Annotated in this window: 15 protein-coding genes; 12 read left to right on the top strand and 3 right to left on the bottom strand. The window is 43.4% G+C overall.

The genetic code is table 11. The features are described from left to right. Positions 1 to 53 precede the first annotated feature (53 nt). The 11 genes from AC59IL_RS30815 (at position 54) to AC59IL_RS30765 (ending at position 17,286) form a co-directional block, all read left to right on the top strand. Positions 54 to 1,295, top strand: coding sequence for an efflux RND transporter periplasmic adaptor subunit (locus AC59IL_RS30815; RefSeq protein WP_496556095.1), 1,242 nt, complete (start codon positions 54 to 56; stop codon positions 1,293 to 1,295). A gap of 147 nt (positions 1,296 to 1,442) precedes the next feature. Then, positions 1,443 to 2,183 carry an ABC transporter ATP-binding protein gene (locus tag AC59IL_RS30810; protein WP_496556094.1) on the top strand — a complete coding sequence of 247 codons (741 nt, stop codon included), beginning with the start codon at positions 1,443 to 1,445 and terminating at the stop codon, positions 2,181 to 2,183. A gap of 178 nt (positions 2,184 to 2,361) precedes the next feature. After that, entirely contained in the window at positions 2,362 to 3,588 is a 1,227-nt protein-coding gene (locus AC59IL_RS30805; RefSeq protein WP_496556093.1) for an ABC transporter permease, read from the top strand. 93 nt (positions 3,589 to 3,681) lie between these two features. Next, entirely contained in the window at positions 3,682 to 4,716 is a 1,035-nt protein-coding gene (locus tag AC59IL_RS30800; RefSeq protein WP_496556092.1) for a sensor histidine kinase, read from the top strand. Then, the gene (locus AC59IL_RS30795; protein ID WP_496556091.1) at positions 4,713 to 5,420 is read left to right on the top strand and encodes a LytR/AlgR family response regulator transcription factor; all 708 of its coding nucleotides are present in this window, start codon (positions 4,713 to 4,715) and stop codon (positions 5,418 to 5,420) included. The genes AC59IL_RS30800 and AC59IL_RS30795 overlap by 4 nt, the downstream gene beginning before the upstream one ends. A gap of 359 nt (positions 5,421 to 5,779) precedes the next feature. After that, complete coding sequence (gene sov / locus AC59IL_RS30790; RefSeq protein ID WP_496556090.1) at positions 5,780 to 12,952, top strand: T9SS outer membrane translocon Sov/SprA; 7,173 nt, start codon at positions 5,780 to 5,782, stop codon at positions 12,950 to 12,952. Positions 12,953 to 13,477: 525 nt separating this feature from the next. Beyond that, positions 13,478 to 13,714, top strand: coding sequence for a hypothetical protein (locus AC59IL_RS30785; RefSeq protein WP_496556089.1), 237 nt, complete (start codon positions 13,478 to 13,480; stop codon positions 13,712 to 13,714). 37 nt (positions 13,715 to 13,751) lie between these two features. Beyond that, on the top strand, positions 13,752 to 14,777 hold the full coding sequence (locus AC59IL_RS30780; protein WP_496556088.1) for a sensor histidine kinase: 1,026 nt from the start codon (positions 13,752 to 13,754) through the stop codon (positions 14,775 to 14,777). Positions 14,778 to 14,868: 91 nt separating this feature from the next. Next, positions 14,869 to 15,633, top strand: a complete 765-nt coding sequence (locus AC59IL_RS30775) for a LytR/AlgR family response regulator transcription factor (RefSeq protein ID WP_496556087.1) — start codon at positions 14,869 to 14,871, stop codon at positions 15,631 to 15,633. Between the two features lie 427 nt (positions 15,634 to 16,060). Next, the gene (locus tag AC59IL_RS30770) at positions 16,061 to 16,636 is read left to right on the top strand and encodes a hypothetical protein (RefSeq protein ID WP_496556086.1); all 576 of its coding nucleotides are present in this window, start codon (positions 16,061 to 16,063) and stop codon (positions 16,634 to 16,636) included. Continuing rightward, the gene (locus AC59IL_RS30765) at positions 16,633 to 17,286 is read left to right on the top strand and encodes a hypothetical protein (RefSeq protein WP_496556085.1); all 654 of its coding nucleotides are present in this window, start codon (positions 16,633 to 16,635) and stop codon (positions 17,284 to 17,286) included. The genes AC59IL_RS30770 and AC59IL_RS30765 overlap by 4 nt, the downstream gene beginning before the upstream one ends. Before the next feature lie 323 nt (positions 17,287 to 17,609). Here AC59IL_RS30765 and AC59IL_RS30760 read toward each other — a convergent pair whose 3' ends face one another. The 3 genes from AC59IL_RS30760 to AC59IL_RS30750 all read right to left on the bottom strand — a co-directional run bounded on the left by AC59IL_RS30760 (position 17,610) and on the right by AC59IL_RS30750 (position 19,287). Then, the gene (locus AC59IL_RS30760) at positions 17,610 to 18,053 is read right to left on the bottom strand and encodes a response regulator (RefSeq protein ID WP_496556084.1); all 444 of its coding nucleotides are present in this window, start codon (positions 18,051 to 18,053) and stop codon (positions 17,610 to 17,612) included. 261 nt (positions 18,054 to 18,314) lie between these two features. Then, a complete protein-coding gene (locus tag AC59IL_RS30755) occupies positions 18,315 to 18,608 on the bottom strand; it encodes a hypothetical protein (RefSeq protein WP_496556083.1) in 294 nt (97 codons plus the stop codon). A gap of 250 nt (positions 18,609 to 18,858) precedes the next feature. After that, on the bottom strand, positions 18,859 to 19,287 hold the full coding sequence (locus AC59IL_RS30750; protein ID WP_496556082.1) for a hypothetical protein: 429 nt from the start codon (positions 19,285 to 19,287) through the stop codon (positions 18,859 to 18,861). A 107-nt stretch (positions 19,288 to 19,394) separates the two neighbouring features. Here AC59IL_RS30750 and AC59IL_RS30745 point away from each other — a divergent pair, with 107 nt between their 5' ends. Next, a complete protein-coding gene (locus AC59IL_RS30745; RefSeq protein ID WP_496556081.1) occupies positions 19,395 to 20,390 on the top strand; it encodes a helix-turn-helix transcriptional regulator in 996 nt (331 codons plus the stop codon). Positions 20,391 to 20,421 lie beyond the last annotated feature (31 nt).

Here is a 20,421-nt window from a genome sequence, read left to right as displayed (position 1 = left end):
CGTAACACGGCTTAAAAACACCTAAACCAGAAAAACGAACTAAACATACGCAGATGAAAAAGTACAGATGGATATTATGGATAGTTTCCGCTGCATTGGTAACAGCGGGCATATGGGCATGGAAATTCAGATCAGCCGCTACCGTGCTGGTGCTTCAAACAGAACATGCTGCTGTTGGCTCCATTGCCAGTACCGTAACCGCTACCGGTACCATACAACCGGTAGATACTGTTGCGGTAGGTACCCAGGTATCGGGCACAATTAAAACGGTATTTGCTGATTTTAATTCACCGGTGAAAAAAGGGCAATTGCTGGCGCAATTAGATAAATCGGTGCTGCAGGCACAGGTTGAGCAATACAACGCCAACCTATCGCAGGCCCAGGCAAATTATGTTTTTCAGAATAGCAATTATAATCGCCAGCAGGAGTTGTACAAGGCTGGTGCGGTGAGTAAGGCCGATCTCGAAAATGCCTTATATCTGTACAATAGCGCCCGTGGAAATGTGGCGAGCATAAAAGCGCAGCTGGCATCGGCAGAAAAGAATTTGTCGTATGCTGATATTTATTCGCCCATCAACGGAACCGTATTATCACGCAGTGTAAGTGAAGGGCAAACAGTGGCCGCCAGCTTAAACACGCCTACTTTATTCAGCATTGCAAAAGACCTGACGAAAATGCAGGTGCAGGCATCGGTCGACGAAGCCGATATTGGCAACGTTAAAAAAGGGCAGCGGGTGGTGTTTACGGTAGATGCATTTCCGGCCGATACATTCAGTGGAACGGTAAAAGAAATAAGATTGCGGCCCGGGGTATCATCTAACGTAGTTACATATACCACCATTATCGATGCGCCCAATGATGCGCTGAAATTAAAACCCGGCATGACAGCCAGCATTACTGTTTATACCAGGGAGGTAAATAATATTCTACTGGTATCTGCAAAAGCGGTTTCGTTTCAGCCCGATTCAACAGTGATGAAAAAATATGCTGTTGCCGGCGCTAATATGCCTGCACCGCCCGGCGCCGGTAATGTGCAACCTTCCAATGAAGGTAAACATGCAATGGTTTGGTTGAAAAAAGACAGTAGCCTGGTACCGGTGCCTGTGGCAACCGGTATAACAGACGAAACAAAAGTGCAGATACTATCCGGAATTGATGCGCGCGATGAAATTGTAACCGGTTATGAAATAGCCAATAAACAAAAAACAGAAAAGGCACAGGCATCATCCAGTCCGTTTATGCCGAAGCCGCCGGGAAATAACAAAAACAAAAACCAGGGCCCGCCGCCACAGTAATAGTTCGCGCGACGGCGCAAAAGTTAAGGTGCCGCTATTGTATAGATAACAATAATACGTTTTCGAATCACAGCGAGTTGAATAAACAAGGCATTCTGTGAAACGAATCAACAACCATCAAACAATCGAACCATAAAGCCATCAATAATGACAATTCTCAATATACAAAACCTCAAACGCGAATTTGTGATGGGCAGTGAAACAGTACGTGCTTTAAAAGGAATATCGTTTCAGGTGCAGGAGGGTGAGTTTGTAACCATCATGGGTAGCAGCGGTTCGGGTAAAACAACTTTATTGAACATATTGGGTTGCCTCGATAAGCCCGGTAACGGAACCTATTTGCTGGATGGAGTAGAAGTAAAAGCGCTTTCTCGTAATGATCTGGCCGGATTGCGCAATGAGAAGATCGGTTTTGTATTTCAATCCTATAACCTGCTCGCACGTACATCGGCGCTTGAAAATGTTGAGCTGCCGCTTTTGTATAACAATAAAATAAGTGCAGCTAAACGGCGCGAAAGGGCTATGCAGGCATTGCAGGCAGTAAAGCTGGGCGACAGGGCCGGTCATTTGCCCAACCAGCTCTCGGGCGGTCAGCAACAGCGTGTGGCTATTGCAAGGGCCCTGGTGAATGAACCGGTAATGATCCTGGCTGATGAAGCAACCGGTAACCTCGATACAAGAACATCCTACGAGATCATGTCGTTGCTGCAGGAACTGAACCGGCAGGGAAAAACAATTGTATTCGTTACTCACGAACCCGATATAGCGGCATTCAGCAGCAGAACCATCACCCTGAAAGACGGAAAGATCATAAAAGACACGAAGAATGATTATGTAAGATCAGCGAAGGAAGCGCTGGAAGCACTACCGGTGAAGGATGACTATTAGATGGTTGGATTGTTAGATTGATTGATGGTTGGAGTCGTTGAATTTCATTTCAGGCAAATGAATTTCATTGCCTGCGGAGTGTTAATAATAAATAAACGACCTCTGTTACTCAACGAAAACCATCAAACTATTAAACCATCAAGCCATCAACAGATGTAGGTAATTAAATGAAAAGATTATGAAAATATACAATCTCTTTCGCATTGCTCTAAGGGCTTTACAGCGTAATAAGCTGCGCGCTTTTTTGACAATGCTGGGAATTATTATAGGCGTTGCGTCGGTGATTACCATGGTGGCTATTGGCCAGGGATCAAAACAAAGCATACGCACCCAGTTGTCGGGTATGGGATCGAATATGATCAATATTCGCCCTTCGAGTAATGTAACAGTAGGAGGGGGCGCCCGCCTTGGCGCATCTGATCTGCAAACGCTCAGGATCGAAGATGTAAAGGCTATTAAAAGTAAAACACATTTTGTAACGGCCGTTTCACCGGCTGTTTCCTCAAGCGGACAGGTGATCAATGGTTCATTAAACTGGCCTACCACTATACAGGGCGTAAGTCCGGATTATTTAACCATTCGCGAATGGAAGCTGAAAGACGGCGTAACGTTTACCGAAACAGATGTGAATACCGCCGCCAAAGTTTGTTTGATTGGTCAAACCATTGTTGACGATGTATTTGCTTCCGGCGAAAACCCCATCGGCAAAGTGATACGGTTTAATAAAATTCCGTTTAAGGTGATTGGGGTGCTGGCCGAAAAGGGCGAAAATACTTTTGGACAGGATCAGGATGATATTATACTGGCCCCGTATACATCGGTACAAAAACGAATACTGGCTATTACGCATATTCAAACCATTTATGCTTCAGCCGTTAATGAGCAGAGTTCCGACACGGCTACCAGTGAAATATCTTCCATATTGCGTGCTGATCATAAGCTGAAAGCCGGTGAAGAAGATGATTTCAGTGTGCGTACACAGGCCGAACTGATCAATACCATCAGTTCAACCAGTGAATTGCTTACCGTATTGCTGGCGGCTATTGCAGGTATATCGTTGTTTGTAGGCGGTATTGGCATTATGAACATCATGTATGTATCGGTAACAGAACGTACACGCGAAATAGGATTACGTATGTCGATCGGTGCTCGTGGAAGAGATATCTTATTACAGTTTCTGGTAGAAGCTGTTTTAATAAGCGTAACCGGCGGACTTATTGGGGTAATGCTGGGTATTACTGCCGCCAAACTGGTTACGGTGTTTTTAGGATGGCCAACACTGATTTCAGAGTCGTCGGTTATGCTGGCATTTATGGTGTGCGCCGTTACCGGCGTATTCTTTGGTTATTATCCGGCACAAAAAGCATCGCGCCTCGACCCCATTGAAGCATTGCGATATGAGTAAACGTGAAACGGAAAACGTGAAACGGCAAACATGAAAAGTGAACCGGTAAAGCACATAAAAAAGTATTACGTTTGTTAAAGCAACATGCAAAGCATGAATAACACATCAAACATACCATGGCGAAAAATATTACTGCATACTGCTGTATGGCTCGTTTTGTTTTTGCTGCCTTATTTTTTGCGGTACGATCCCGATAGGCCGAACGATCCCGACGATAAAGGGTTTTTCTTTCTTAACACTATTACTAATTTATTTTGGGTGCCTTTGTATTATCTGAATGCCTATGTGTTCACACCCCGGTTTATTAACCGAAGGAATTATGGAATGTATGTATTGGTAGTATTAGGGTATTATGTATTTGTGTTGCTGGTGCATAGCTGGGCATTTGGTTTTTTGATCAGGTTTCACCATTTTAGGTTATTTGGTGGTGTTTGGTTTAACCTGTTTCCATTTGTGCTCACGTTGGCCGTGAGTATTGCCATAAAGCAGGCGCAGGACAGGGCGCAGAGCGAAAAATTGTTGCAGGAACGGCAGGAAGAAAATTTAAAAACCGAACTGTCTTTTTTACGCTCGCAGATCAGTCCGCATTTTATGTTCAATGTGTTGAATAATATGCTGGCGATGGCCCGTTTAAAAAGCGATCAGCTTGAACCTACCATTTTAAAACTGTCGTCGCTGATGCGGTATATATTGTATGAGTCAGACGAGGAGCAGGTGTTGCTGAAAAAAGAAATCGACTATCTGCAAAGTTATATCGATCTGCAACGCCAGCGCATTGGCAATAAAGTAGCGCTGAAAGTTCGCATGCAGGCAGGAGAAGAGGAATTTGCTATTGCACCCATGTTACTGATACCTTTTATTGAAAATGCTTTTAAGCATGGCCTGAGTGCTGTTGAAAATCCTGCCATTGAAATAGAACTGCATACAAGCGGCAATATGCTTTACTTCAGAGTGGCCAACCGGTTCAATAAGGGAGGTAATGAAATAAAGGATAAAACATCGGGTATAGGGTTGCAAAATGTAAAAAGACGATTAAACTTATTGTATGCCGAACGGCACAGTCTGTTAATTAATGATACAGATAACTGGTTTACTGTATCATTGCAATTAAATCTGCAGCACACATGATGAAATGTATAGCAATAGATGATGAGCCATTTGCCCTGCAATTATTAAAAGACTACATTAGCCAGGTGCCCTACCTGGAACTGGTAGCCCTGTGCGAAGATGTATTTGAAGCCAATAAGGTACTGCAGCAGCACGAAATTGACCTGGTATTTACTGATATACAAATGCCCCGGCTAACCGGTCTGCAATTTATACAAAGCCTTACCGAACGGCCCATGTTCATTTTAATTACCGCTTACGAAAAGTTTGCCCTTGAAGGGTTTAATCTGAACGTGGTGGATTATTTGCTGAAGCCGGTTGAGTTAAGCCGCTTTTTACTGGCTTGTAACAAGGCCTGGGAATTGTATCAGCTTCGACAGGTAAAAAAGAACAGCGGCGCGCCTGCACCTGGTTATTTTTTTGTAAACCTCGATTACCGGCAGGTAAAGGTGATGTATAAAGACATTATGTGGATTGAAGGCCTGAAGGATTATGTAAAAATCTACCTGTGTCCGCCCGCCAAACCTTTGTTGGTGCGCATGAGTATGAAGAGTGTTGAAGAAGAGCTGCCGGCAGCTCAGTTCATTCGAATCCATAAATCATATATTGTATCTGTCGATAGTATTACATCCGTCCGCAAAAGCAGTGTTTTCATCGATCAGCAGGAATTGCCGGTTGGTGAAACTTATCAAAGTGCTGTTGAGCAATTAACAAAGCGGAAATGAAAAATGTGTCTTTCAACCCGACGTTAAAACTTTTTTCTTCCTGCACAACAATTATCTAAAGTCTGCCAGTTAGATCGCTGTATCGATCAGGTATTCAATTGTATCGTTGATTCAATTAAATATTTTTTGAATGAAACTTCGCGGGTTACTGCCGTAAATAAATTCGAAAAATTTCTCCAACCATTTATAATACTCCTGCGTATCATAGTTATAGTGCAGTTGAAACCCTATGCCTGATATATGCGTATATATATCCGTGATATCGGTTTGTGCGAAAGAGATTCACCATTGACCATTCACTATTCACCAAAAACAAAGTGCTTATCGGAGAGCCCTCTACCTAACTAATCCAAAATCTTTTGATCCGTAGCATCATTGTGGTGATTACAGCAGCAGGCATAGTTGTGTGTTGGCCTGCTGCTTTTTGTAAAGCCGCTGACAATAATCCATTTCCTATTGCCGGGTGCCCATTGCCAACTGTACTACAGAAAGTGCAAATAAGCAGTGACACTACAAAACCAGCAGACTCACTGCGCTTTCATTTAAGCGACCGCCGGGGTGATTACCTCTCATCGCCTGAAAAAAATCCTTTTGATCTTAAACAGCCATCGAATATCAGGGATTCTATAGTGTATGATGCGAAGGAGAAAAAATATTACATCATTGAGAAAGTAGGCGACCGCTATTACCGCATTCCCACCTGGTACACTTTTGATGAATTCATGCGGTTGCAGGGGCAACAGCAGGAGCAGGATTATTTTCGCAGCCGTTCAAATGTAGGCAACCTGCTAAATAAAAAACTGGTACGTCCGCAGTTGTCGGTAACAGATAATCTGTTCAATCGCATTTTTGGCAATGGTAAGGTAACCCTGAACCTGCAGGGCAACGTTGATATATTAGCCGGTTACCAGGGGCAGAAAACCGAAAACCCCGCATTGCCCGAAAAGGCACGTAAAACCGGCGGGCCCGACTTTAACATGAATGCCGACCTCAATACCATGGCTTCTATTGGTAATACGCTGAAGCTGCCCATCAGCTATAATACCCAGGCGAATTTTGATTTTATGAATCAGATAAAGCTCGAATATACGGGCAGCAGCGAGTCGATTATAAAAAAGATAGAGGCAGGCAATATTTCATTTTCAACCCGCAGTACCCTGATACCCGGCGCCCAGTCGTTGTTTGGTTTAAAAACCAATCTGCAGTTTGGTAAGCTGTTTGTTACCGGTGTGCTGGCTTCGCAACGGTCGCAAACACAATCGATGAACATGCAGAGCGGAGCTACTACAAGTTCTTTTCAGTTCAAAGCATCTGACTATGATGAGAACCGGCATTTTTTACTGGCGCAATACTTTCGCAGCAATTATAACAAAGCCATGCGCAACCTGCCTGTTGTTAATTCATCGGTGCAAATATTACGCGCCGAAGTTTGGGTTACCAACAGAACAGGCGCTACTACCAATGCCCGCGAAATTGTAGGGCTTACCGATCTGGGCGAATCAAGCCCGGCGAACAGTAATGTGCATGGGCTAAGCGGTCCTTATCCGTTCAACGATGTCAATGATGAATATCGAAATGTTATAAACAACGGCAACAGCCGGCAATCGTCGCAGGTGGTGAATGTATTAACCACACTGGGATTAGCGCAATCGAAAGACTTTGAAAAAGTATATGCCCGCAAGCTCGATTCTACTTCTTATAAAATTTATCCGCGGCTTGGTTTTATTTCTTTGAATCAAACGCTGCAGGCGAATGATGTGCTGGCAGTGGCTTACCAGTATAGCTATAACGGACGAATTTACCAGGTGGGCGAATTTTCGCAGGATGTACCGCCCGATACCACACAGGGTGGTTATGCAGGGACTTCAAAAATATTATTTGTAAAACTGCTCAAGGCTACATCGCCGCATACCGATTTGCCTTTGTGGAATCTGATGATGAAGAATGTGTATTCAATTAAAATGCAGGGCGGCAGTTATATCTCCAATATACAGGCCGATGGATTTCGCCTGAATGTATTGTACGATGATCCCGGTAAAGGCAGCAAACGGTATTTGCCCGAAGGCGATAAAACCGGAGTGCCCCTGATCAGTGTGCTGAACCTCGACAAACTCAACAGCCAGAACGATCCGTCGCCCGATGGCATTTTTGATTATGTAGAAGGCTATACGATCAATTCCACAAGCGGCCTCGTGATATTTCCATTGCTCGAACCATTCGGTCATGATCTTGATTCGCTGGCATTTGCCAATACACCAACGCTGGCTAAAAATTATTTGTACAGCCAGTTGTATGATACCATCAAAGCGGTGGCTCAAACCTTTTCGAATGTTGACCGCTTTGTGATCAGTGGTTCTGCAAAAGGACAGGCCGGTTCGGATATATCGTTAAATGCGCTCAATGTGCCGCAGGGCTCGGTGAAAGTAACTGCCGGCGGACAAACGCTTACCGAAAATGTAGATTATGTAGTGGATTATACGCAGGGTTCGGTAAAGATCATTAATCAGGCCATTATCAATTCGGGTGTAGCAGTGAATGTGCAGTTTGAGAACAATGCTACGTCGGGATTGCAGCAAAAGGGATTGCTGGGACTTCGGCTCGATTACATGGCCAAACAGTCGGCCACAGAATCGCTCAGTATCGGCGCCACCATGGAACGCCTTACTGAACGTCCGTATTATACCAAAGTGAGTTATGGCGAAGATCCGTTGCGAAACACCATGTACGGGGCCGATGTAAGTTATACAGCGCAATCGCGTCAACTCACCCGGTGGCTTAACCGCCTTCCGTTTTATAATACAAATGAAATAAGCGCTATTTCGGCCTATGCCGAAACAGCCGTGTTGCAACCCGGCCATGCCAAACAAATAGGCAAAGGCGGCAGCGGTACTATTTATGTAGATGATTTTGAAGGTACGGCCAGTAACATCGATGTCCGGTATCCCATCACAAGCTGGGCGCTTGCTTCAACACCACAGGGAAACGGCCTGTTTCCCGAAGCGGCATTGGCCGATAACAGGGAGTACGGTTATAACCGGGCCAACCTCGCCTGGTATAATATTGAAGCTACCCTGCAAAGCAAATCATCTACCGAAAACCCGGTGCGCGGTTATGAGAATTTTAATGATCCCCGCATCATGTCGATTATAGAACAACAGTTGTATCCCACCAGGTCATCTGAGTACGGCCAGTCGCAACTGGTTACATTCGATCTGGCATTTTATCCATCCGAAAGAGGGCCATACAATTTCGATACACGACCCGGCAGTATAAACGAAAAAGGCCGGCTGCTCAATCCGCAAACGCGCTGGGGCGGTATCATGCGGTCGATAGATCAAAGCGATTTTGAAACAAGTAATATACAATATATCGAATTCTGGATGCAGGATCCTTTTATACTGAATCCAACAGGCAGTGGCGGACAATTGTATATCGATCTGGGAAATGTGTCGGAAGATATTTTAAAAGACCAGAAGCGGTTATACGAGAACGGTTTACCAACAGCAGGCACTGCCACAGCTACCGATACCTCGGTATGGGGCAAAGTACCGCTGAATGCCGTGCAGGTTACCAACGCATTCAGCAGCAATGCGGCCGACCGCCCTTACCAGGATGTTGGTTTTGATGGCCTGAACGACGACAGTGAACGCGTACAGTTCAAAACATATATCGATGACATAGCCTCCCGTTTTGGAACCGGGTCGGCGGCATATCAGCAGGCGAACAGCGATCCGTCGGCCGACAATTACCGGTACTTTCGCGATGCTACTTATGATGAATCGCAAACCGGAATACTCGGACGCTATAAACATATCAACGGCACGCAGGGCAATTCGTCGGTAGCAGCCAGCGGCGATAAATATGTAAGTGCTTTTACATTATATCCCGATCAGGAAGACCTCGACCGCGACAATTCATTAAATGAGCTGGAAGCATATTTTGAGTATAAGATCGATCTCAGGCCTGCTGCACTTACAACCGGCAGCAATTTTATCACCGATAAAAGAACATTTACACCAACCGGCGGTGTTACCCAAACCTGGTACCAGTTTCGGATACCGGTTACTAATTATGCGCAGGCCGTGGGAGGCATTGCCGATTTTAAATCTATCCGGTTTATGCGGTTGTTCCTTACCGGTTTTTCCGATTCGGTGGTATGCCGCTTTGCTTCATTCGACCTGGTGCGCAATGCATGGCGTACATTTAATTATAAACTCGATACAACCGGCGTGTATACAGCGTTGCCTTCTTCTTCATCTACTACGTATAATGTGACTGCCGTGAATATTGAAGAAAACAGTTCGCGCACGCCGGTGCCTTATGTGTTGCCGCCCGGTATTCAACGGCAGGAATCGCTCAGCAATAACAACGTAACTATTTTGCAAAACGAGCAGGCTATGAGTTTACAGGTATGTAGTCTTGCACCTGGTGATGCAAGAGGTGTATATAAAAATATATCGCTCGATTTGCGCCGCTATGGAAAGATAGATATGTTTATACATGTTGAAGGTGCCGGGTCTGATAATGCCATAAGCGACGGTCAGTTGTATGCGGTGATGCGGCTGGGCAGTGATTTCATCAATAATTTTTACGAAATAAAGATCCCGCTCAAAAAAACACATTGGGGCGCTACAGCTGATACCGATATCTGGCCATCTGTTAATGAGCTGCAATTACAATTACAGGACCTTGTACAGTTAAAGATCAACCGCAACAAGTTGGGTGCCTCTAATGTATACTATCAGGAAAAAGAAGCCAGTGGCCGTATTCTCGCCATCTTTGGCAATCCCGGTCTGGGCCAGATAGAAGCATTCTTCCTGGGTGTTCAAAATATCAGTGACCAGAATGCCTGCGCCGAATTGTGGTTCGATGAATTGCGTTTGTCGGATGTAGATGAAAAAGGAGGGTGGGCTGCTTTGGGAAAAGTAGATATAAAACTGGCTAGTCTTGGTACGGTTAGCCTGGCCGGCAGTTATAAAAGCGCCGGCTTTGGCAGCATCGATCAGCATATCAATGAACGATCGTTGAACAATAACATGCAGGCCGATGGTTCGACTAATCTTGAACTGGGAAAATTATTGCCGCGCAAAGCAGCACTATCTATTCCCATGTATGCCGGTATTTCAAAAACCGTTAGCACGCCGGAGTATGATCCGTTTGATACTGATATAAAGTTGAAACAAAAATTAAAAGGGGCCACGGCTGCCGAACGCGATTCTATATTGCAGCAGGCAGTAAACACCACACAGGTGCGTACGCTGAATTTTACCGGCGTTCGAAAAAATAATATCACCGGTAAAAAGCTGAAACCCTGGAGCATCGAGAACATTGATGCAAGTTATTCAGTTACCATAACCGATCACCGCGATTCAGTAACCGAAAATGATCAGGTGAAATATTATAAGGCCGGTTTGGGATACAACTGGGCAACAACCCCGAAGTTTTTTTCTCCCTTTAAAAAGTTCATAAGGTCAAAGTCGAACTGGTTGTTGTTACTGAAAGATTTCAATATTAATCTGCTGCCCACAACCGTTTCTTTCAATGCCGCTGTGAACCGGCAGGTGGGCATTTATCAGTCGCGCAATATCGGTGGCGGATTGAAAACCTATATTCCCGAATCGTACAATAAATATTTCAGATTGAGCAGAACCTATGCACTTCGCTGGGATCTTACAAAGGCGCTCTCCATTGATTTTTCGGCCCTGAACAATGGAGTAGTGGATGAAGACAGCGGACGCGTTGACAAAGCTTCAAAACAAAAGTCGTGGGACCGCTTATTAAAAGGAGGACGCAATACCCTGTATAATCACCAGCTCGCCGTTTCATACGCGTTTCCGGTTAGTAAGCTGCCATTGCTTAGCTGGACGAACGTACATGCCGATTATCGCGCTACCTATGGGTGGACGGCCGCCTCGCGCGCTGCCACCTCATTGGGTAATATGCTGCAAAACACTCAGCAAAAAAGTATAACCGCGCAACTCAACTTTAGCGACCTGTATAACCGTTCGGCTTTTTTGCATTCGGTTCAACAGGGCGGCAATGCAGCGCCGCCGGTACCTGCACCACCCGGTAAGGATTCAACAAAACGCAAAAAAACAAATTATGAATTGCCGGGTTTCGTAAAAGGGATCATAAACTTGATGCTCGGTCTTAAACAGGTAACTATTCAATATGCCGAAAACGGAACGAGCACTATTAATGGATATATGGATAGTACAAAAGTATTAGGTATGAACCTGCGCAGCATGCAGCCCGGCTGGCGCTATGTGTTGGGAGGGCAACCCAACGAAGCATTTATAAATGCGCTGGCGCAAAAAGGCTTGCTCTCGGGCGACAGTACCTTTAATTATCCCAATACACAAAACCTGAATCAACAATTAACCGTTACCGCCCAGGTACAACCGGTTCGCGATCTGAATATCGATATCACACTAACCAAATCATTTGGCAGGGAGTTTACCGAACTGATAAAAGATACATTGGGTAATGGCGAATTTTCGCATCTTAACCAGTCGACCACCGGTAGTTTCAGCATCAGTTTTATATCAGTAAAAACACTTTTTAAAAATACTTCCGGCAACAACACTTTTCAGCAGTTCGAAAACAACCGCATCATTATTTCGCAGCGAATGGGTAGCATAAATAAATATTCGGGTATTCAACAAAGTGATGGCTATTATAAAGGCTATGGAAAATATTCGCAGGATGTGCTGATCCCGGCTTTTATTGCTGCCTATACCGGCAAGGATGCATCGGATATAGCGCTCATCAGCAGTAGCAGCAGCAGTATGCGCAGCAATCCGTTTGCCGGTTACCTGCCAAAACCCAACTGGCGGCTGACATACAATGGACTTACCCGCATTCCGGGATTGGAGAAAATATTTAAAAGCTTTACGCTCACCAATGGTTATACCAGTACCTTAAGTGTGGGTAGTTTTAATTCTTCTTTACTATATAAAGATCCGCTTGGTATTAATTACCCGGGTTTTATTGATACGGCTACCGGCAATTTTGTGCCTTACTTTGCGGTGCCTACCATTACCATCAGCGAACAGTTCGTTCCGTTGTTTAGCACCGAAATGCAATTCGTAAATAATATTCAGGCGAATATTGAATACAGTAAAACACGGCAACTGAGTTTAAGTTTAACCGATTACCAGATGACCGAAAGCCGCACCACGCAATTTGCACTCGGGCTGGGATGGCGTAAACCCAATGTGGTATTGCCGTTTAATATTCATCTGGGCAAATCACCGGCCTCAGGCCAAAAAGGCAACGACCTTAATATGCATGTTGATGTAAGTTATGCCGATAACATAACCGTAAACCATTATCTCGACCGGGAAGATGCTATTATAACCGGCGGACAGCGGGTGATACGCATATCGCCATATGTAGATGTGGTATTGAGCAACCGTGTAAACCTGAAATTATATTATGACCGCCAGCGCACCGTTCCAAAAATTTCCACCTCAGTACCCATTACTACTACCAGCGCGGGTTTGCAGGTGAGAATTGTGCTGGCAAAATAAAGGCGCAAGGTACAAGGGCATAGCCCGGCGTCTTCAGACCCGGGTATTCATCCCATGTCATACCCGTATCAATCCCATAGCTGCGCCGTATATGACCCATGGCAATCCCATAGTATCAGTAAAAGATAAGTAAGGCAATAGTAAGAGAATAGTAAGGGAATAGTAAGAGAAAGTTAGTGGATCCGGTGCGGGAAAAAAGTTAAAAAGAGTGTTTTTGTTATGTGGTTTGCAGAATACATACTTACTGTTTAATACAAACGAATTTAAAATAAATATACGTTTACTATTTAATAAAACCTGCAATATTTATTATTTTATTTTGCCATAAGTTCTATTGATCCCTGGCGGTCCCAATCCCGCTCAGGGTGGCTATTGCATTTTATTTTCATTTGTAAAAAGCTGAAATACCCCATTTTTGTCTGCTTCGGTGTTTGATTTTTCCGCTTCGGTGCAAAAGGGCTTTTAAATAACAGCATCCTGTTGTCTTTTTGCGGCATTAAAGAGATTCATCAAAAACCAAAGCTCATGATAAAATATTTTAACAGGTTCGTGTTCGAATCGTTCAACGATCTATTATTTGAATGGATTGATTTTTTTATGCCGGGGTTTTTTTGTGATTTTTTCGAAGAATGGTTCGATAGTCCCGCAACCGGTAATTTAGCGGAGCTGCCTGTTGCGCAACCGTTTTATGCCGGTAGCAGAGGCGATGATTTGATAAGGATAAAGGATAGTAAATTGCTCTTTGAAATTAATCTGAATTAAATTGCAGCAGGCAATAGCATCCGGCCGTTCACACAGCATGACGATTTCACATAAATATTATCCCTACATATTTATATCCATTATTTGCGTAGTGGCTGCCGGTTTCGGATACATCATTATACCTACGCTGCCATGGTATATACATGTGTTTGGCACCCTCTGCCGTTTTGTATGTATCAGTGCCATCTGGCAGTTGATTGTGCTGGTAAACAAAAAACTGCAAAAGCGGTTTACACTTGAACGCCGGCCCGGCACCCAGATATTTTTGCAGGTGGTGGTTACGCTGATATTGCTCTCGCCGGTTTTTATTGTGTCTTACATGTGGTCGAAGCCCATTCTGTGGGCCATCAATACCAGGAACATGGTGGTATTTCTGGCCATTGTTTTTATTATTACTATTCTGATGATGACCTTTGGTTACTATACCTACGACCTGTTTGTAAAGTACAAAGCATCATCTGAAGAAAAATCGAAACTGGCCCTCGAAACCGCGCAGCTCGAAAAAGAAAAGTCCATGATGCGCTACCATCACCTTAAAAACCAGGTAAACCCACATTTTTTGTTTAATACCTTAACATCGCTCGATGGATTGATACAGGTGAACCCTGCGCTGGCATCGGATTTTATACGTCATTTATCGAAAGTGTACCGCTATGTGCTGGAGCATAAGGAAAATGAGGTGGTAAGTATGGAAACCGAGGTGAATTTTATACAGCACTATATTTCACTTTTGCAAATACGCTACAAAGAGGCGATTGATATTAAGCTGAATATTTCAGAAGCTGCCATGGAAAAAGGCATTGTTATGGTAACACTGCAGATGCTTATCGACAATGCCATCAAACACAACAGTATTCATGTTGCCCAACCCTTGCAGATTTGCATTACAGATGATGGAGACTGCCTGTGCATACAAAACAACAGGCAATTGCGTAAACAAATTGAAACATCCAATGGACATGGGTTACGGCAATTGAAAGAGCTGTATGCATTTCTAACCGAAAAACCGGTGCATGTGAAAGATACGGAAGGCCATTTTGAGGTTAGGTTACCGTTGTTGTGAAGCCGTGAATGGTGAATGGTCAATGGTCAATAGGCAATTGGCAATAGGCAATGGGCAATGAATTGAACGAATGCCAACTTGAATTATAGGTATGAATATTTTAATTATAGAGGACGAACCCTTAGTAGCCGTAAGTCTCGCTAAGCTGGTAAATGAGCTGGAGCCCGGCGCTGCATTGCAGGGACCGATCGTAAGTGTAAAAGAAGCAAAAGAGTGGTTGGCTATTCATCCTAAACCCGACCTGATTTTGGCCGATATTCAACTGGCCGACGGTATCAGTTTTGATATATTTTCCGACAGCAGTATAAATTGTCCGGTTATTTTTACTACCGCATATAATGAATATGCTATTCGCGCTTTTAAAGTGAACAGCATCGATTATTTATTAAAGCCTGTCGACAAAAAGGAGCTGCAAACCGCCCTGCATAAATTTCACCAGTTACAGTCAAAGTTCAGTAACGAAGGCTATGTGCAGCAAATGATGGAGTTGCTGGGTAATTTTAATCAAAGTAAAAAATATAAGGAACGGTTTGCCGTGCATATGGGTCGCTCTATAGCCCTGATACCACAACAGGAAGTAGCAGGTTTTGTAAAGGAAGAAGTCATTTACCTCGTTAATCTCGAGGGAAAGAAATTTATCACCGATTACCGCTCGCTCGATGAAATAGGGGAGTTGCTAAACCCAGCTGCCTTTTACCGCGCCAACCGCCAATGCATCATTCACCTGCCATACATTGAAAGTTTTCGTGCCGATGAAGTTGGCAAACTGATCGTAAAAATGAAAGGCATGAAAACCGATGATATCATTATCAGTAAAGACAAAGCCGCCGACTTTCGCAAATGGTTCGATAGCTGACTTAAAATATCTCATGCAAAGGCGTCCCGCCATGGCGGCACAAATGCATTTTCTTTGCGACCTTATTGATCGCGAAGCGATCACCTTTGCGGCTTTGGCCTCTGCGAGAAATAAAATTGCTTAATTAAGCGATATTGAATTGGCACTACGCAATTGACAATAGACAATAATCGTATAAAGTGTATGTAACGGTTACACTGCTTCCACTTACCAGCGGGAACTAAACAGCTGCTCAATAGCTTCCCTTTTTAAAGACTAATCTGTAAACAAACAGGTGTTTTTACTTATTGCTGCAATAACGTATTCGTATAGCATCTGCTAACGGTATCCTTCAGCGTTTTTAATTTATTGTAATTGAGCAGTTAACAGAATTATTGTTAACGAACAGGTTTGGCGGAGTAAATTTTTTGATCCGTAAAATATCCTTATGAGCAACCCGCTGTTTAAAAGAATTAATATTTTTCTGAAGGTTAGCGAAAAAACAATTGACGATTATTTTAATGCTAACGACCCGGCTCCCATTTACAAAAGGCAGCTCAGCCAGGAGTTTGAGGAATATATCATGAACTATGCCTCCAGCATCAAAAGATATACAGCAGTTACCTATAAACTAAATGTTGCAAAGGAATCTGACAATGAATTTGTAGAGCCGCTGGTACATGCCATTCGCCGCCATTTTTCATTAAAGAAGTCGATCAAAGAAGCTGAGTTCAAAAAGTTTAAAAAGCGCAACTGGATCTTACTGGTGGCGAGCCTGCTGATAGTTATGTTGTTCCAGGGCGTAATGCCGCTGGTGTTTCAGGTAGAACACCGCATTCACTCTGCCTTCAGCAATGCGCTGGATGTGTTTAGCTGGGTGATATTGTGGAAGCCCATCGAAAAACTGATCTTTTACTGGAATCCTTTTTTAAAGGAGATTTCCATTTTTGATAAACTGACCAATGCCCCCATTGTAATAGTTGCCGAAAGAAAGGAAATGAAGCCGGTAGAATATGCTGCATGAGTACGAGCCGTTATATAGCGCTGATTGTATGTTTATTCCTGTTTGGAACGGCGTTTTGCCAGAATGAAGTAAGTTTTGAACAATATCATTTTATAGGCAGTGCCCAGCAAAACACGTACATGCCTGTTATGCATTTTCGTAACAATAAGAACTGGTATGCCGAAGCGCGATATAATTATGAAGACCAGCAAACATTCTCCCTGTTTTTGGGAAAAGCCTTTACAGGCGATCAGGATCTTTCCTGGTCGCTCGTTCCGTTAATCGGTGGTTCGTTAGGGCGGTTCAATGGTTTGTCGACCGGCCTGAATATCGATCTTGCATATAATAAATTCTATTTCTCTGCCCAGTCGCAATATTCCGTGTCAACCGGCATGTACAAAAACCAGTTTTTATACAGCTGGTCCGAGGTAGGGTATCAAAGTCTTCGCTGGTTATATGCCGGCGTTTCACTACAGCATACCGTCGATCGCATCGAAGGCAATATACTCGACCCCGGTGTACTCGTTGGTTTTACGTTTAATAAATTCACTGTGCCTGTTTACTCTTTTGTTCCTTTTAATAAAGAACGCTATTTTATAGTGGGGCTCAATATTGAATTGAGTCATAAAAAACCATCCACCAAGAATTATCCCGTAGTGAAGGCTGAATAAAAGCTGGCATAGTAAAGAAAATTTCGCGCAAAGGCGCAAATTTGTTTGTTTGTGCCCGTCCGGACGACCCGGTCGGACGGGGTTTATGGTTTGAGGTTTGTGGTTGCTGCCGCGCTTTGGAGTTTCATTGTTAAGATCAAACACCTTAATTGTTTAACAGGATCAAAATTGCACGGCAAGATTCACCAAAAGAACCACAAACTACAAACCTCAAACTATAAACTGTTTTGAGCCTTAACGCCATAGCGGGAAATTAAAAACGCCCCTTTCAGGGGCGCTTACATAGCGGATAGTTGTGATGTTTATTTTAAGGGTTATACAAATTATATTCCCAAACCTGCTTTTACTTTTTTGAAGAAAGATACTTTGGTTTCTTTTTGTACCGGAACATATAGTTGTTCAACCTTTTTCATAATGGCCGGCATTTTTTCAGGGCTTAAAGATGATTTAACTATATAATCTACTGCACCGTGTTTAATAGCCTGGGAGGCCACTTCACTGTTCTCCTGCCCTGAGATCATATAAACCAGTATGTTGGGATTATAAGCCTTTATCTTTTTCAATACATCGATACCATTCATGCCTTCCATATTATAATCGAGGAAAACCACATCGGGTTGCTCTTTCAGGCTTTGCAAACATTCGTCACCGGCATTAAAGGGGGTTATGTTCGTGTATCCGAGATTACGAAGGAACTGTTCATACAGGGTAACGCAAAAAATATCATCATCTACAACGAATATCTTCAGATCAGGATATTGGGCCATGGTTGTGCAATTTAAGGTTAATAGTGCTGTTCGGTTACCGGTACATGCCGGTAATGTATTTACTAACGCGGTTCATTACAGCGCTATTGCAAAACAACTGACAGTAACAATAAAACTAATATTTGTATTGGCCCACCGGTAGGGGTTTCCTGTTACCGGCTTCCGGTCGCCGGCCCGTTGAACCGGGGACCGGTAACTGGTAACCAGTTACTGTTCCTTGTACCTTTGTTCCTTGTAACTTGTACCTTGTAACCTGTGCCTTTACTGAATAACAATCGGCTGCACATAGTGAAGATCGCCTACGCGAACAGCTACTTTGTAAACACCTCTTCCGACGTTATTAGGAAGAAGAATAGTATGTGTTGAGTGAAAGTCGGAATGATACAGAAAATGCTTAAATACCTGTTGCCCTGTTAGCGAATAAAGATGCACGCTGAACACACATTTTTCGATATTATACAGTTGCAGCCAGAATTTTTTTTGCGATACAAGGTTTGGGTAAACAGTTACACGCTGAGAGCGTTTTTTTCGTTCGGTTTGTGGCAAGGTGCTCATAGGAGTTGGATGTAGTTGTACCGCATGAAGTTAGTTCTTTTTTTAAACGGTTACAATAGTATTCATACGTGTTTACACCCTGTACCCGTACTGTCCACGTGTTTTTTTATGAAAGGCTAATAGCTATTAATAATTTCGGTTATACAATAAAGACATTTACTATACGCGCTGCCTTTTTTACTTCGGGGTGTTGTGGATTTGTGCAATGCCGCCTGCAGTAATTAACACGTACCGGCAGCTTTGTTTGTTATTAATTCGTAATACGTATCTGCGTTTCTGATACCTGCTTTTGTAGCAAATATGCTCTGAATGGTTCTATAAGTTCCTGCGGTCCTGCTAAATAAAAGGTAGCTTTTTTCCATGCCATCCAGCAGTTCGGGTGCATGTCTTCCATCCATTGAATAGCATTTTGTGCACGCTGCCCGGGCGAAGGAGGCACGCTTTCTATCAGTAATTTCAGGCTGTTCAGCACATGCTCGTTGTGCGGGTTTAATTCAACAACACCAAAGTATTCGTGGTTGTTTTGTAAGGCAATTTCTTTATATGCAGTGAATAACCCGATGGCCGATTCATCGCCGAAGAAGAAATGATGTGTAGCCTTTGAATTATAATATGAAAGCTTTTCTTTAACTAAGCTTCCTTCTATGGAACTGGTTAACCATTTAGATATTTGTAACATTATGTAGGTATTGTTTACAAACAGAAATTTTAACTTTACAAAAATAATTATGCCTGGCAGGGCCACTTTTACACTAACCGGATAATTATTTACACAAAACGGATTTTATGGCTGTTACTATGTACGACGAAAAGGGGCGTGAGTATATTGTTGGAGAAGTGTTTCCATTGAATGTATTGGAGCAGCCTCTTGTTACAGAAAGAAGGGATGTATACAGTTTTCCTTTTGGTGATGCAGAAATGGTGCAGATGGCCTTTTCCGGTATTTACATTGTATGGGGCGATATGCGTGTTTATGCAAACCGCACTATGAATTTTGATATTATTGGCGAGAAAGAACTCGTAGAAATGCATTTTACGCTCCAGGGCGATGGCCTGGTACTTAACGAGGTGTCGGGTAAAGAGTACCGGTTTAAAGCCAACGAGCATAATTTACACTATACGCCACTGTTTGTTGGCTCGGGCCAATACCGGGGCAACGAAATGTATAAATTTTTTGAAGTACATTTCACAACCCGCTTCTTTTTTGAACTGGCGAAAGAAAGCAGTCCCTTGCTGATGCAGTTTGCAGAGAGCATTCAAAATGGCAAAAACATGCACCTGAGCCATGATAACCTGCCAATTTCATTTGCCATGCACCAGTGTATTAACGATATCATGAATAACCGTTTTACCGGCGGTTTAAAGTTGTTATTCCTTCAATCGAAGTGTGTTGAATTACTGGCGCTGCAGGCGCAGATGTACGAAGATGCGGCAGGCAAATCGTCGCTTGTTTGTAAATCGGTTATCGATAAAGACCGCATACATTTTGCAAAAGATTACCTGCTGCAAAATGCCATACAGCCTCCATCTTTGACACAACTGGCTAAAATTGCCGGTATCAATGAGTTTAAGCTGAAACAGGGCTTTAAAGAAATTTTCAATAATACCGTATTCGGCTATCTGGCCGATTATAAACTAAACCAGGCGCGTGAATTACTGATCACCGGTAAGGCGCCTATAAAGGATATTGCCGATCAGTTAGGCTTTTCTTCGGTACAGCACTTTAATAATGCCTTTCGTAAAAAGTTTGGCCTTCCGCCGGGGAAAGCAAAGAAGGGCTAAGACAATCACATACCATTACGTGATTTCGGGA

Source organism: Niastella sp. sgz303648, from assembly GCF_059587045.1.
The sequence above is the reverse complement of the archived record's forward strand: the minus strand, read 5'-3'. Positions and strand labels throughout refer to the sequence as shown.

Bases quoted from the DNA above. Each gene is read 5' to 3' on its own strand.
- AC59IL_RS30765 (WP_496556085.1), top strand. From the start codon at position 16,633: ATGAGTACGAGCCGTTATATAGCGCTGATTGTATGTTTATTCCTGTTT.
- AC59IL_RS30805 (WP_496556093.1), top strand. From the start codon at position 2,362: ATGAAAATATACAATCTCTTTCGCATTGCTCTAAGGGCTTTACAGCGT.
- AC59IL_RS30745 (WP_496556081.1), top strand. From the start codon at position 19,395: ATGGCTGTTACTATGTACGACGAAAAGGGGCGTGAGTATATTGTTGGA.
- AC59IL_RS30795 (WP_496556091.1), top strand. From the start codon at position 4,713: ATGATGAAATGTATAGCAATAGATGATGAGCCATTTGCCCTGCAATTA.
- AC59IL_RS30780 (WP_496556088.1), top strand. From the start codon at position 13,752: ATGACGATTTCACATAAATATTATCCCTACATATTTATATCCATTATT.
- AC59IL_RS30800 (WP_496556092.1), top strand. From the start codon at position 3,682: ATGAATAACACATCAAACATACCATGGCGAAAAATATTACTGCATACT.
- AC59IL_RS30750 (WP_496556082.1), bottom strand. From the start codon at position 19,287: ATGTTACAAATATCTAAATGGTTAACCAGTTCCATAGAAGGAAGCTTA.
- AC59IL_RS30770 (WP_496556086.1), top strand. From the start codon at position 16,061: ATGAGCAACCCGCTGTTTAAAAGAATTAATATTTTTCTGAAGGTTAGC.
- AC59IL_RS30815 (WP_496556095.1), top strand. From the start codon at position 54: ATGAAAAAGTACAGATGGATATTATGGATAGTTTCCGCTGCATTGGTA.
- AC59IL_RS30785 (WP_496556089.1), top strand. From the start codon at position 13,478: ATGATAAAATATTTTAACAGGTTCGTGTTCGAATCGTTCAACGATCTA.
- AC59IL_RS30775 (WP_496556087.1), top strand. From the start codon at position 14,869: ATGAATATTTTAATTATAGAGGACGAACCCTTAGTAGCCGTAAGTCTC.
- AC59IL_RS30760 (WP_496556084.1), bottom strand. From the start codon at position 18,053: ATGGCCCAATATCCTGATCTGAAGATATTCGTTGTAGATGATGATATT.
- AC59IL_RS30810 (WP_496556094.1), top strand. From the start codon at position 1,443: ATGACAATTCTCAATATACAAAACCTCAAACGCGAATTTGTGATGGGC.
- AC59IL_RS30755 (WP_496556083.1), bottom strand. From the start codon at position 18,608: ATGAGCACCTTGCCACAAACCGAACGAAAAAAACGCTCTCAGCGTGTA.